Source organism: Glycomyces halotolerans, from assembly GCF_054779575.1.
This window is the reverse complement of the sequence record NZ_BAAGXZ010000001.1, coordinates 54,783-68,726: the sequence shown is the minus strand read 5'-3', so window position 1 is coordinate 68,726 and position 13,944 is coordinate 54,783. Positions and strand designations below refer to the sequence as shown.

Genomic DNA, 13,944 nt, shown 5'->3' with positions numbered 1-13,944 from the left:
AATCCTGGCAAACGACTGAGCTGCACTCGTGCTCCGCACGGATCGTGCACCGGTCGAACGCCCGCCCCGGCCGTTCCCGTCCGACCCGCTTCAGTGTCGTGACTCTGGCATGCGCCGGCCGCAGCAAACTCAGGTCCTCGGAAGGACGAATCTTGGCAGCTTCCCGCACTGGCAAGACCAGCTCCAGCAAGAGCAAGCACGCACCCAGCCGTACTTCGTTCGGCAGGATCGAAGAAAAACTGGAAGTCCCGAACCTACTGGCGCTCCAGACGAACTCCTTCGACTGGCTTATCGGCAACGACGCTCACCGCGCCCGTGCCGGTGAGGACGCCAAGTGCGGTCTGGACGAGATCCTCGAAGAGATCAGCCCGATCGAAGACTTCTCGGGCACCATGAGCCTGTCCTTCTCCAACCCGCGATTCGACGAGGTCAAGGCCCCGATCGAGGAATGCCGCGAGAAGGACCTCACCTACTGCGCTCCGCTGTTCGTCACCGCGGAGTTCATCAACCACACCACCGGCGAGATCAAGAGCCAGACGGTGTTCATGGGCGACTTCCCGATGATGACGCCCAAAGGCACCTTCATCATCAACGGCACCGAGCGCGTCGTCGTCAGCCAGCTGGTCCGCTCGCCCGGCGTCTACTTCGACAAGCAGCCCGACAAGACCTCCGACCGCGACCTCACCAGCGCCAAGGTCATTCCCGGCCGCGGCGCCTGGCTCGAGTTCGACGTCGACAAGCGCGAGACCGTCGGCGTCCGCGTCGACCGCAAGCGCCGCCAGGCCGTCACCGTCCTGCTGAAGGCGATCGGCTGGGACGCCGACCGCATCCGCGAGCGCTTCGGCTGGTCCGAGCTCATGATGGCCACCCTGGAGAAGGACACCATCAACTCCCAGGACGAGGCGCTGCTCGACATCTACCGCAAGCTCCGTCCGGGCGAGCCGCCGACCAAGGACAACGCGCAGACCCTCCTGGAGAACCTGTTCTTCAACGAGAAGCGCTACGACCTGGCCAAGGTCGGCCGTTACAAGATCAACAAGAAGTTCGACCTGGACTTCCCGATCAGCACCGGGGTGCTCACCGAAGAGGACCTGGCCGCCACGATCGAGTACATGCTCAAGCTGCACTCGGCCGAGCCCGGCTTCCACGCCGACGACATCGACCACTTCGGCAACCGCCGCCTGCGCACGGTCGGCGAGCTGATCCAGAACCAGATCCGCGTGGGCCTGTCCCGCATGGAGCGGGTCGTCCGCGAGCGCATGACCACGCAGGACGTCGAGGCGATCACGCCGCAGACGCTGATCAACATCCGCCCCGTGGTGGCCGCGATCAAGGAGTTCTTCGGCACCTCGCAGCTGTCGCAGTTCATGGACCAGGTCAACCCGATCGCGGGTCTGACCCACCGCCGCCGCCTGTCGGCGCTGGGCCCGGGCGGACTGTCCCGCGACCGCGCCGCGATGGACGTCCGCGACGTCCACCCGTCGCACTACGGGCGCATGTGCCCGATCGAGACTCCTGAAGGTCCCAACATCGGCCTCATCGGCGCGATGTCGACCTTTGCGCGGGTCAACCCGTTCGGGTTCATCGAGACGCCCTACCGCAAGGTCGTCGACGGCAAGGTCACCGAGGAGATCGAGTACCTGACCGCCGACGAGGAGGACCGGTACAACATCGCCCAGGCCAACGCGCCGCTCAACGAGGACGCCACCTTCGCCGACGCGCAGGTGCTGGCCCGTGGTCGCGGCGGCGACGCCGAGTTGCTGGCCGGCAAAGAGATCGACTACATGGACGTCTCGCCGCGCCAGATGACCTCGGTCGCCACCGCGCTGGTGCCGTTCCTGGAGCACGACGACGCCAACCGCGCCCTGATGGGCGCGAACATGCAGCGCCAGGCCGTGCCGCTGATCAAGACCGACTCGCCGCTGGTGGGCACCGGCATGGAGTTCCGCGCCGCGGTCGACGCCGGCGACGTGGTCGTCGCCGAGGCCGACGGCCTGGTGGAGGACTCCAGCGCCGACTACATCACCATCGCGCAGGACGACGGCATGCGCCGCACCTACCTGCTGCACAAGTTCCGCCGCTCGAACGCGGGCTCGTGCATCAACCAGGTGCCGCTGGTCACCGAGGGGGAGCGGGTCGAGGCCGGTCAGCCGATCGCCGACGGTCCGTCCACCGACAAGGGCGAGATGGCCCTGGGCAAGAACCTGCTGGTGGCGTTCACCTCCTGGGAGGGCCAGAACTTCGAGGACGCGATCATCCTGTCGTCCCGCCTGGTCGAGGACGACGTGCTCACCTCGATCCACATCGACGAGCACGAGGTCGACGCGCGCGACACCAAGCTGGGGCCCGAGGAGATCACCCGGGACATTCCCAACGTCGGCGAGGAGATGCTCTCCGACCTCGACGACCGCGGCATCATCCGCATCGGCGCCGAGGTCGAGGACGGCGACATCCTGGTCGGCAAGGTCACGCCGAAGGGCGAGACCGAGCTGACCCCCGAGGAGCGCCTGCTGCGCGCCATCTTCGGCGAGAAGGCCCGCGAAGTCCGCGACACCTCGCTCAAGGTTCCGCACGGCGAGGCCGGCACCGTCATCGGCGTCCGGACCTTCTCCCGCGAGGACGGCGACGAGCTGAGCCCGGGCGTCAACGAGCTGGTCCGCGTCTACATCGCGCAGAAGCGCAAGATCGGTGTGGGCGACAAGCTCGCCGGCCGCCACGGCAACAAGGGCGTCATCTCGAAGGTCGTGCCGCAGGAGGACATGCCGTTCCTCCCGGACGGCACCCCGATCGACATCCTGCTCAACCCGATGGGCGTGCCGGGCCGAATGAACATCGGCCAGGTCCTCGAAGTCCACCTGGGCTGGGCGGCCAAGTCCGGCTGGCAGATCGAGGAGTTCAACGAGCAGTGGCAGAAGGCCCTGCGCGACATCGGCGCGCACGAGGCCCCTGCCGACTCGAAGGTCGGCACGCCGGTCTTCGACGGCGCCCACCCGGACGAGGTCCAGGGCGTGCTCGCGAACGCGCTGCCGAACCGGGACGGGGACCGCATGGTCGCCCCGACCGGCAAGGCGCGGCTGTTCGACGGACGCACCGGCGAGCCGTTCCCGGACCCGATCAGCGTCGGCTACATGTACATCCTGAAGCTGAACCACATGGTGGACGACAAGATCCACGCCCGCTCCACGGGGCCGTACTCCATGATCACCCAGCAGCCGCTGGGCGGTAAGGCCCAGTTCGGCGGCCAGCGCTTCGGCGAGATGGAGTGCTGGGCCATGCAGGCCTACGGCGCGGCCTACGCGCTGCAGGAGCTGCTGACGATCAAGTCCGACGACGTGGTCGGCCGAGTGAAGGTCTACGAGGCCGTCGTCAAGGGGGAGAACGTCCCAGAGCCGGGCATTCCGGAGTCGTTCAAGGTGCTGCTCAAGGAGCTTCAGTCGCTGTGCCTCAACGTGGAGGTCCTCTCCGCGGACGGGCAGGCCATTCAGATGACCGAGAGCGACGACGAGGTGTTCCGGGCGGCCGAGGAGCTGGGGATCGACCTGTCGCATGAGGAACCGTCCAGCGTCGATTTCGAAAGCGCCTGACGTCGAGTGAGGGCGGACGGCACGTCCGCCGTCCTCGCCCACGTCTCATCACCCACGGCGACGCATGCGGAGCCGTAAACGGCACATAGCCTTAAGAGAACATCAAGGGGAAGAGTTCAGTGCTCGACGTCAACTTCTTCGACAAGTTGAAGATCGGCCTCGCCACCGCCGAAGACATTCGGCAGTGGTCCCACGGCGAAGTGAAGAAGCCGGAGACCATCAACTACCGGACCCTCAAGCCCGAGAAGGACGGCCTCTTCTGCGAGAAGATCTTCGGCCCGACCCGGGACTGGGAGTGCTACTGCGGGAAGTACAAGCGCATCCGGTTCAAGGGCATCATCTGCGAACGCTGCGGTGTCGAGGTGACTCGCTCGAAGGTCCGCCGCGAGCGGATGGGCCACATCGAGCTCGCCGCTCCGGTCACCCACATCTGGTACTTCAAGGGCGTGCCCAGCCGTCTGGGCTACCTGCTGGATCTGGCGCCGAAGGACCTGGAGAAGGTCATCTACTTCGCCGCCTACGTGATCACCGCCGTCGACGATGAAGCGCGCCAGCGCGACATCCCGACGCTGGAGAACGAGATCGTGGCCGAGAAGCGCACGCTCGAGCAGCAGCGCGACGCCGCGATCGAGGAGCGCGCCTCGAAGCTCGAGGCCGACCTGGCCGAGCTGGAGGCCGAGGGCGCCCGCGCCGACGTCCGCCGCAAGGTCAAGGACGGCGGCGAGCGCGAGATGCGTCAGATCCGCGACAAGGCCCAGCGGGAGATCGACCGCCTCGACGAGGTCATGGACACCTTCCGCAAGCTCGAGGTCCGCCAGCTCATCGGCGACGAGATGCTCTACCGGGAGCTCCAGCAGCGCTTCGGCGAGTACTTCACCGGCGGCATGGGCGCCGAGGCGATCAAGAACCTGCTCGAGCACCTCGACCTCGACGCCGAGGCCGACTCGCTCCGCGAGGTCATCGCCACCGGCAAGGGCCAGAAGAAGCTGCGCGCGCTCAAGCGCCTGAAGGTCGTGGCCGCGTTCCAGTCCACCGGCAACTCGCCGATGGGCATGGTCCTCGACTGCGTCCCGGTGATCCCGCCGGAACTGCGCCCGATGGTGCAGCTCGACGGCGGCCGCTTCGCGACCAGCGACCTCAACGACCTGTACCGCCGCGTGATCAACCGCAACAACCGCCTCAAGCGGCTGATGGACCTCGGCGCGCCCGAGATCATCGTCGCGAACGAGAAGCGGATGCTGCAGGAGTCGGTGGACGCCCTGTTCGACAACGGCCGGCGCGGCCGCCCGGTCACCGGGCCGGGCAACCGCCCGCTCAAGTCGCTCTCCGACATGCTCAAGGGCAAGCAGGGCCGGTTCCGCCAGAACCTGCTGGGCAAGCGCGTCGACTACTCGGGCCGTTCGGTCATCGTGGTCGGCCCGCGCCTGAAGCTGCACCAGTGCGGCCTGCCCAAGCAGATGGCCCTGGAGCTGTTCAAGCCGTTCGTGATGAAGCGCCTGGTCGATTTGAACCACGCGCAGAACATCAAGTCGGCCAAGCGCATGGTCGAACGCGCCCGTCCGGTCGTGTGGGACGTGCTCGAAGAGGTCATCACCGAGCACCCGGTGCTGCTCAACCGCGCGCCGACGCTGCACCGACTCGGCATCCAGGCCTTCGAGCCGCAGCTGGTCGAGGGCAAGGCCATCCAGCTGCACCCGCTGGTCTGCACCGCCTTCAACGCCGACTTCGACGGCGACCAGATGGCCGTGCACGTGCCGCTGTCCGCCGAGGCCCAGGCCGAGGCGCGGATCCTGATGCTGGCGTCGAACAACATCCTCAAGCCCTCCGACGGCAAGCCGGTGGCCCTGCCCACGCAGGACCAGATCATCGGCCTGTACTACCTGACCCACCGCAAGGAGGGTCTGCCTGGCGAGGGCCGCGCGTTCGCGGACATCGGCGAGGCCATCATGGCCTACGACCGGCGCGAGCTGAACCTGCAGGCGCCGATCAAGATCCGTCTGGAGGACCTGCCGGGCGTCAACAACGGCCCCGGCGAGCCCTGGGAGGCCCCCGAAGACTGGGAGGCCGGGCAGAGCGCGATCATCGAGACGACGCTGGGTCGGGTGTTCTTCAACGAGTGCCTGCCGCCGGACTTCCCGTACGTCAACTACGAGGTCCGCAAGGGGCAGCTCTCGGACATCATCCACGACCTGTCGGAGCACTACTCGAAGGTGCAGCTGGGCGCGTGCCTGGACTCGCTGAAGTCGGCCGGTTTCAAGTGGGCCGGCTGGTCGGGTGTGACGATCGGCATCGAGGACGTCATCGAGCCGGCGCACAAGGCCGAGATCCTCGAGAAGTACGAGTCGGACTCCGCGAAGATCGACAAGCAGTACATGCGCGGCCTGATGACCGCCGAGGAGCGCCGCGGCGAGCTGACCGAGATCTGGACCAAGGCCACCGCCGAGGTCATGGAGGACCTGAACGACACCCTCCAGCCGGACAACCCGCTGTGGCAGATGATCAACTCCGGGGCGCGAGGCAACATGCTGCAGCTGCGGCAGATCGCCGGCATGCGCGGCCTGGTGGCGAACCCGAAGGGCGAGATCATCCCGCGTCCGATCAAGTCCTCGCTGCGCGAGGGCCTGACGGTGCTGGAGTACTTCATCTCCACGCACGGTTCGCGCAAGGGCCTGGCCGACACCGCGCTGCGGACCGCCGACTCGGGTTACCTGACCCGGCGTCTGGTGGACGTCTCGCAGGACGTCATCATCCGCGAGGAGGACTGCGGCACCGACCGGTACCTGGACTTCCCGATCGCCGTCGACATCGACGGGCGCCTGGTGGAGTCCGACATCGTCGAGACCGCGGTGGACGCCCGCACGCTGGCCGAGGACATCGAGGTCGACGGCGAGGTCGTCCTCGCACGCAACTCGCAGCTGAACTCGGACAACATCGCCGAGCTCATCGGCAGGGGCGTCACCGTCGTCAAGGTGCGCTCGGTGCTGACCTGCGAGTCGCGGCACGGGGTGTGCGCGGCCTGCTACGGCCGTTCGATGCCGACCGGTGAGCCGGTCGACCTCGGCGAGGCCGTGGGCATCATCGCCGCGCAGTCGATCGGTGAGCCCGGCACCCAGCTGACGATGCGGACCTTCCACACCGGCGGTGTGGCCGGCGAGGACATCACGCAGGGTCTGCCGCGTGTGCAGGAGGTCTTCGAGGCCCGCATCCCGAAGGGGAAGGCGCCGATCGCCGAGGCGAGCGGCACCGTGCGGATCGAGGACGCTGAGAAGAGCCGCAAGATCATCATCGCGCCCGACGACGGCTCCGAGGAGATCGTGGTCGACAAGGTTCCCCGCCGTCTGCGCCTGCGCGCGGTCGACGGTGAGCACGTCGAGGTCGGCGAGAAGCTGGTCGAGGGCACCATCGACCCGCACGAGCTGCTGCGCGTGCTGGGCCCGCGGAAGGTGCAGCGGCACCTGGTCGGCGAGGTCCAGGACGTCTACCGCTCGCAGGGCGTGATGATCCACGACAAGCACATCGAGATCATCGTGCGGCAGATGCTCAAGCGGATCACGATCATCGACTCGGGCACGGCGGAGTTCCTGCCCGGCTCGCTGGTCGACCGCCTCGAGTTCGAGGAAGTGAACCGCAAGATCATCGCCGACGGCGGCGAGCCGGCCTCCGGTCGTCCGCAGCTGATGGGCATCACCAAGGCCAGCCTGGCGACCGAGTCGTGGCTGTCGGCCGCCTCCTTCCAGGAGACGACCCGGGTGCTCACCGAGGCCGCGATCTCCGGCAAGTCCGACAGCCTGGTCGGTCTGAAGGAGAACGTGATCCTCGGCAAGCTGATTCCGGCCGGCACGGGCATCGCCAAGTACCGGAACGTCTCGGTCGAGCCGACCGAGGAGGCCAAGTCCGCGGTGTACAGCCTGGGAGGCTACGAGGACACCACCACGCCGACCTTCTCCTACGGGACGGGCCCGGCCGTGAGCCTCGAAGACTCCTACGACCTGGGCACCTACTAGAAGCTGAAATCCAAGCCGATTCCCGACGGCTGAGTGAAGAGGGGGCCGAGCGCGAAGCGCTCGGCCCCCTCTTCATGTCGTTGGCCGGCCGTAGGCGGAATCGGCGGCGACCCATCGGCCGGCCTCGGCCCCGGAGGGGCCAGCGGCGCCTGGCTCGGAGCCGGCGTGGCGAACACCGAGGAACCGGGCACCATCAACAGCATCATCAAACAGCTACCGTTCCTTGAGAAGGGATGGCTGCAATGACCCAGACCGTGAAGACCCGCCACTACGCCGTGACCGCGCGCCCGTCGTTCGGCATGTGGGAACTTGACGTGGCCGGTGTCGGCGTCACCCAGGCGGAGCACGTGGCCGATGCCGAGATGATGGTCCGCGACTATATCGACATCCTCACCGCGGATAACGGCGACGACGTCGAGGTCACCATCGAATGGCAGCTCGGCGACGGCATTGATGAAGCGATCGCCGACGCCGCCCGCGCCCAAGAAGAGGCCGCCGCGAAGGCCACCCGCAGCGCCGCCGCCCGAGCCGTGCTGCCAAACGAGCACGCCAGCGCCTCGCCAAGTAGCTGACCGATACGACGACGGCGGCCGCGGCCGCCGTCGTTCCGGGTACGCCCGAATGGGCGATTGCTTGGAGCTGTGAGTTCTCTGCGGGAATAGGCGATAGCTACCGGTAGATGAAGGCAACTTCGTCATCGTGGTGGAGGAGAGTCGGCAGCACTGGATGAGAGGGTGCTATAGTGGGAAAGTAAGAAATTCCTGGGGAGGGTCACGATGAAGAACCACGACGAGAAATCGGAGAACCCGGTGATCACCGAGACCCGAGTCAGGGTGCGGCAGAAGGGGCAGGTGACCCTGCCGCGAGAGGTGCGCGAACGGCTGCACATCGAAGAGGGCGACGAAATCAGCTTCGTCACCACTGAAGACGGAGTCGTCACGGTGCGCGGATACACGGCGATCCCCGCCGACCAGCGCTGGTTCTGGACGCCGGAATGGCAGGCCGGCGAGCGCGAGGCCGATGAGCAGATCGCGGCCGGTGGCGGCAGGGTGTACCACGACATCGACGAGATGCTCGACGACCTCGATCGCAGGTTCCCGCCCAAGTGACGCCGACGCACGAAGAGTTTCCACGATTCGAGAACGACTATTCCAAACTCACCGACGAGCAGCGCGCTCGCTATCGCAAAGCGGTTCGGCAGCTGGTGGAGGATATGAGAGAGGGGCGGCAGCCGCGCACCGGGCTGCGGGTCAAGCGAGTGCAAGGCTGCGAAGGCGTCTATGAGTTGAGCTGGGCGCCCGACGGCCGTGCGACTTGGCAGTACGGCAAGGAGCAGATCGAGGGGGAACCGCACGTCATCTGGCGGCGGGTCGGAACCCACGACATCTTCAAGAGCCCGTGACAGAGGAAGGCGGCGGCCCATCGGGTCGTCGCCCTTCCGGCTCAGACGCGATGCCGCCTCCGGCAAAGCGCCTGGCCCACCATCCTTTCCTTCAATTCAGTCGGTGAGCGGGTTGCGCGTCTTCAGAACTGGAAATCTGGAGAAGTCGCGGTCCTGAGTCCAGAGCTCATCGATGCCGTTCTCGACGCAGAGCGCGGCGATTCGCGCGTCATGGACTTTCGGACCGACGACTCTGCTCGATCGGAGCATCGGCCGCAGCCGCGACCAGTAGCCCGCGCTTTCACTGAGCAAGGCGGCTGAGGGCGAAGCGATCCAAGCATCGATCTGCTCAAGGGCGACCTCGTCCGGAGTGGGATCCCGGTGAATCGTCGGATGAGTCACGATGTTGTAGAACTCGTGGAGGCAGGGCCACGGGAGCGTCCAGAGGCGGTTTCCTTCCGCGAGTTCGCGGATGACATGGTCGGCCGCCTGGTGGAACGGGCTGTCGGAGCGATGGGTGTAGACCAGGATATTGGTGTCGACGGCGATCAAATTCCGTCCTCGTTCGCGAACGCCCGAATCGCTTCCCAGCTCGCACTCTCGAGGTGCGGCTGGAGTCCTCCGCTGCCGAAGCTCCGGTCCGGGAGGGTGTAACCGGACTTTCCCGCACCAGGCCGGGTCAGCACGGGTCCTTCTTCGATGAGCGCCCGGAGGGTGGTCCCCTCTGCTCGCGCACGCTCCCTGGCCTCTTCGAGCAGAGCGTCTGCGATCAGACCGTCGTCTTCATACTCCCAACCATATTCGAAGAGCCATACAGCCGTATATGGAATCGAAGCGCGTGCGGCGTCCACCAGGGCGCATCCGAGCTGCCAGAACCCATGTCCGATTCGTTGAGGAGCCGGTGGCTGAAAGGCCGGCACGGATCTGCCCGGCGCGCCGCAACACTAGGATGTACGAATGTTGTCGGTGCAGCAGAGCGGCGGGGTGCGGCATCCCGATGATCCGGAGCCGGTCGAGTCGACCAAGGTCGTGGCCGCGCAGGTCCTGGCGGTCCTGGCGGTCATGTTCTCGCCGTTCGTCGGCGGGGCGATCCCCGCGCTCATCGCCCTGATGCTCGCCCGTCAGGCCGAGAACGACATCCGCGAGTCCGAGGGCTTCCTGCTCGGGGCGAGCCGGCTGCCGCGCGTCCGCCGCCTCGCCTGGATCGCCGTCGGCGTCGCCGCCGCCGCGGTGGTCGCGATGCTGCTGGTCTGGGTCGTCGACATGGCCAGGTCGGTCGGGGAGCCGACCTATGGCGGCAATGTCGCGGCCCCGCCGCCCGGAACGTGAGGCGCGATACCCTCGCGACAGGGCGGCCCCCTCGTTCGAGCCGTGTTCCACGAGCTAAGATAGGCCACGGTGTGTCTACCGCACCGAGCGAACAGCGCCAGTGCCCATTCGTTCCGCGAAACCCGTGACCCTGAACACGGATCCTTTGCGGGCCGAAATCCGGTTCGACGACGTTCGTTAGGCTAGGTAGGCTTCTCCCTTGCGCCTGGACACCGCTTCGAGCGGCATGGTGGCCCTGTCTACTCCGGCAGCTCGGTCCCCGTGAGAGCCAGGCCAGGTTGCGTGCCTGCAAGGCGTCCGGGCCACCATTAGGTCCAGTCGTCGGGCGTCATCGGCACGCACACCCTCCAACTGGGGGCTTCGTGAATATTGACTCCGATAGTCAGTCTCGCCTGAGATCACGTCACGAACGCGTCTGAACCAGCCTGAGCGGCGAAGTGCGCTTTGCCAAAGGCTGTTCTGAGTCCGGAGAGACGTGACACGCCCGAACGCGGGGGACGGGACTCTGCCGTAGCAGGCAGGGCTTCAAGATGACGCCGACCAAGACAGGAATACGCAACCAGTCAACCGTGTTGAGAGGGGTCTGGCTCAGTGCCAACCATCCAGCAACTGGTCCGCAAAGGTCGCAAGACCAAGACCAGCAAGAACAAGACGCCCGCGCTGAAGGGCAGCCCGCAGGCCCGCGGCGTGTGCACCCGCGTGTACACCACCACGCCCAAGAAGCCGAACTCGGCCATGCGCAAGGTCGCCCGCGTCCGTCTCATGAACGGCACCGAGGTCACCGCGTACATCCCGGGAGTGGGCCACAACCTGCAGGAGCACTCCATCGTGCTCGTGCGCGGCGGTCGTGTCCGCGACCTGCCCGGTGTCCGCTACAAGATCATCCGCGGCGCGCTCGACACCCAGGGTGTCCGCGACCGCAAGCAGGCCCGCAGCCGCTACGGCGCGAAGAAGGAGAAGTAGACACATGCCACGTAAAGGCCCCGCGCCTCGTAGGCCGCTGACTGCTGACCCGGTCTACAACTCGGTCCTCGTCACCCAGCTGATCAACAAGGTCCTCAAGGACGGCAAGCGCCGCCTCGCCGAGCGCATCGTCTACGAAGCCCTGGAGACCTGCCGCACCAAGGCCGACCAGGACCCCGTGGTCGTGCTCAAGCGCGCTCTCGACAACGTCAAGCCGACTCTCGAGGTCCGCTCCCGCCGCGTCGGCGGCGCGACCTACCAGGTCCCGGTGGACGTGCGCCCGCAGCGGGCCACCACCCTGGGGCTGCGCTGGCTGGTCGGCTTCGCCCGTGACCGCCGCGAGAAGACCATGGTCGAGCGGCTCACCAACGAGATCCTCGACGCCTCCAACGGCCTCGGCGCCGCGGTGAAGAAGCGCGAGGACACTCACAAGATGGCCGATTCCAACAAGGCATTCGCCCACTACCGCTGGTAGTGACTCTCAGAGAAGGCAATCGTGGCTAACAAAGCAAACGCCGCCCTGGCCAAGCTCCGCAACATCGGCATCATGGCGCACATCGACGCCGGCAAGACCACCACCACCGAGCGCATCCTGTACTACACCGGTGTGTCGCACAAGATCGGTGAGGTCCACGACGGCGCCGCCACGATGGACTGGATGGAGCAGGAGCAGGAGCGGGGCATCACCATCACGTCCGCCGCCACCAAGTGCGAGTGGGACGGGCACATCATCCAGATCATCGACACGCCCGGACACGTCGACTTCACCGTCGAGGTGGAGCGGTCGCTGCGCGTGCTCGACTCGGCGATCGCCGTCTACGACGGTGTCGCGGGCGTCGAGCCGCAGACCGAGAACGTCTGGCGCCAGGCGAACAAGTACAGCGTTCCGCGCATGTGCTTCGTCAACAAGCTGGACCGGACCGGCGCGAACTTCTTCCGCTGCGTCGAGATGATGAAGGACCGCCTCAACTCCAACACCGCGGTGCTGCAGCTGCCGATCGGCAACGAGTCCGACTTCATCGGCGTCGTCGACCTGGTCGAGATGAACGCCAAGGTGTGGCGCGGTGAGACCGGTCTCGGCGAGGAGTACGAGACCGAGTCGATCCCCGCGGACCTGGCCGACCAGGCCGAGGAGTACCGCGAGCAGCTGCTCGAGACGCTCGCCGACTGCGATGACGACTTCGCCGAGAAGTTCCTCGAGGGCGAGGAGATCAGCGTCGAGGAGATCAAGGCGGCGATCCGCAAGGGCACCATCGCCAACCAGATCAACCCGGTGCTGTGCGGCACGGCCTTCAAGAACAAGGGCGTCCAGCCCCTGCTCGACGCCGTGGTCGACTACCTGCCGAGCCCGCTCGACATCCCGGCGATCCAGGGGACCCTCATCGACAATGAGACCCCCGCCGAGCGTCACGCGGACGTCGAGGAGCCCTTCAGCGCCCTGGCGTTCAAGATCCAGACCGACAAGCACCTCGGCCGCCTGACCTACGCCCGCATCTACTCGGGCACGGTCGCGACCGGCACTCAGGTCATGAACTCGACCAAGAGCCGCAAGGAGCGCATCGGCAAGATCTACCAGATGCACGCCAACAAGCGCGAGGAGCGCTCGGAGGCGCAGGCCGGCGACATCATCGCCATCCAGGGCCTGAAGCAGACCACCACCGGTGACACGCTCACCGACTCGGGCGATCAGGTGATCCTCGAGTCGATGATCTTCCCCGAGCCGGTCATCGACGTGGCCATCGAGCCGAAGTCGAAGGCCGACCAGGACAAGCTGGCCACCGCGATCCAGCGCCTCGCCGAAGAGGACCCGACCTTCCGGGTCCAGACCGACGAGGACTCGGGCCAGACGATCATCTCCGGCATGGGCGAGCTGCACCTCGACATCCTGGTCGACCGCATGAAGCGGGAGTTCAACGTCGAGGCCAACATCGGCAAGCCGCAGGTGGCCTACCGGGAGACCATCACCCAGCGGGTCGAGAAGATCGAGTACCTGCACAAGAAGCAGACCGGTGGTTCCGGTCAGTTCGCGCGGGTCATCGTCAACGTCGAGCCGCTCAAGATGGAGTCGAACGAGGACGCGACGTTCGAGTTCGACGACCAGATCACCGGTGGCCGCATCCCGCGCGAGTACATCCCGTCGGTCAAGGCCGGCGCGGAGGACGCGATGCCGGACGGTGTCCTGGCGGGCTACCCGCTGGTGGGCATCAAGCTGGAACTGACCGACGGTCAGTACCACGAGGTCGACTCCTCGGAGATGGCCTTCAAGATCGCAGGCCGAATGGTGCTGAAGGAGGCCGCTAAGCGGGCGAAGCCAGTACTGCTCGAGCCGATGATGGCCGTTGAAGTCATCTGCCCTGAAGAGAGTATGGGCGATGTCATCGGCGACATCAACTCGCGGCGCGGCTTGGTCCAGGAGATGGGCGAGCGGGGCAACGACCGCACGGTCAAGGCCCAGGTGCCGCTGTCGGAGATGTTCGGCTATGTCGGAGACCTCAGGTCGAAGACGGCCGGCCGCGCGAACTACTCAATGCAGTTCGACACCTACGCCGAAGTCCCGGCGAACGTCGCCAAGGAGATCATCGCCAAGGCGACAGGCGAGTAATCGGACCGGGAGGGCAAGCCTGCCCTCCCGCCCGTGAACCCACCTGTCGCAGGCGCATCGAGCGCGACGCGATGGGTCAGT

General features: G+C 66.4%; 10 protein-coding genes. 9 read left to right on the top strand and 1 reads right to left on the bottom strand.

Annotation, left to right across the window (positions count from 1 at the left end; all coding sequences use genetic code 11):
• Positions 1–152 precede the first annotated feature (152 nt).
• From rpoB to ACYVL2_RS00360, 5 genes are all read left to right on the top strand, one after another.
• Complete coding sequence (gene rpoB / locus ACYVL2_RS00380; protein ID WP_460539019.1) at positions 153–3,584, top strand: DNA-directed RNA polymerase subunit beta; 3,432 nt, start codon at positions 153–155, stop codon at positions 3,582–3,584.
• Between the two features lie 119 nt (positions 3,585–3,703).
• Positions 3,704–7,588, top strand: coding sequence for a DNA-directed RNA polymerase subunit beta' (locus ACYVL2_RS00375; protein WP_460539017.1), 3,885 nt, complete (start codon positions 3,704–3,706; stop codon positions 7,586–7,588).
• Positions 7,589–7,830: 242 nt separating this feature from the next.
• Positions 7,831–8,160 carry a hypothetical protein gene (locus tag ACYVL2_RS00370; RefSeq protein WP_460539015.1) on the top strand — a complete coding sequence of 110 codons (330 nt, stop codon included), beginning with the start codon at positions 7,831–7,833 and terminating at the stop codon, positions 8,158–8,160.
• Between the two features lie 204 nt (positions 8,161–8,364).
• A complete protein-coding gene (locus ACYVL2_RS00365) occupies positions 8,365–8,697 on the top strand; it encodes an AbrB/MazE/SpoVT family DNA-binding domain-containing protein (RefSeq protein ID WP_460539013.1) in 333 nt (110 codons plus the stop codon).
• Positions 8,694–8,990 carry a hypothetical protein gene (locus tag ACYVL2_RS00360; RefSeq protein WP_460539011.1) on the top strand — a complete coding sequence of 99 codons (297 nt, stop codon included), beginning with the start codon at positions 8,694–8,696 and terminating at the stop codon, positions 8,988–8,990. Before ACYVL2_RS00365 ends, ACYVL2_RS00360 begins: the two co-directional genes overlap by 4 nt.
• 96 nt (positions 8,991–9,086) lie before the next feature.
• On the opposite strand, the gene ACYVL2_RS00355 is transcribed toward ACYVL2_RS00360, so the two are convergent.
• Positions 9,087–9,521 (bottom strand): type II toxin-antitoxin system VapC family toxin, encoded by a 435-nt coding sequence (locus ACYVL2_RS00355; protein ID WP_460539009.1) that lies wholly within the window; start codon positions 9,519–9,521, stop codon positions 9,087–9,089.
• Between the two features lie 405 nt (positions 9,522–9,926).
• Here ACYVL2_RS00355 and ACYVL2_RS00350 point away from each other — a divergent pair, with 405 nt between their 5' ends.
• The 4 genes from ACYVL2_RS00350 (at position 9,927) to fusA (ending at position 13,863) form a co-directional block, all read left to right on the top strand.
• The gene (locus ACYVL2_RS00350) at positions 9,927–10,298 is read left to right on the top strand and encodes a hypothetical protein (protein ID WP_460539007.1); all 372 of its coding nucleotides are present in this window, start codon (positions 9,927–9,929) and stop codon (positions 10,296–10,298) included.
• Positions 10,299–10,889: 591 nt separating this feature from the next.
• A complete protein-coding gene (rpsL, locus tag ACYVL2_RS00345; RefSeq protein ID WP_460539005.1) occupies positions 10,890–11,261 on the top strand; it encodes a 30S ribosomal protein S12 in 372 nt (123 codons plus the stop codon).
• A 4-nt stretch (positions 11,262–11,265) separates the two neighbouring features.
• Positions 11,266–11,736 (top strand): 30S ribosomal protein S7, encoded by a 471-nt coding sequence (gene rpsG / locus ACYVL2_RS00340; protein WP_460539003.1) that lies wholly within the window; start codon positions 11,266–11,268, stop codon positions 11,734–11,736.
• A 21-nt stretch (positions 11,737–11,757) separates the two neighbouring features.
• Positions 11,758–13,863 carry an elongation factor G gene (gene fusA / locus ACYVL2_RS00335; protein ID WP_460539001.1) on the top strand — a complete coding sequence of 702 codons (2,106 nt, stop codon included), beginning with the start codon at positions 11,758–11,760 and terminating at the stop codon, positions 13,861–13,863.
• The last annotated feature ends 81 nt before the right edge of the window (positions 13,864–13,944 follow it).

Coding starts and splice junctions, on each gene's coding strand:
- ACYVL2_RS00350 (WP_460539007.1), top strand. CDS start 9,927: ATGTTGTCGGTGCAGCAGAGCGGCGGGGTGCGGCATCCCGATGATCCG.
- ACYVL2_RS00370 (WP_460539015.1), top strand. CDS start 7,831: ATGACCCAGACCGTGAAGACCCGCCACTACGCCGTGACCGCGCGCCCG.
- ACYVL2_RS00365 (WP_460539013.1), top strand. CDS start 8,365: ATGAAGAACCACGACGAGAAATCGGAGAACCCGGTGATCACCGAGACC.
- rpsG (WP_460539003.1), top strand. CDS start 11,266: ATGCCACGTAAAGGCCCCGCGCCTCGTAGGCCGCTGACTGCTGACCCG.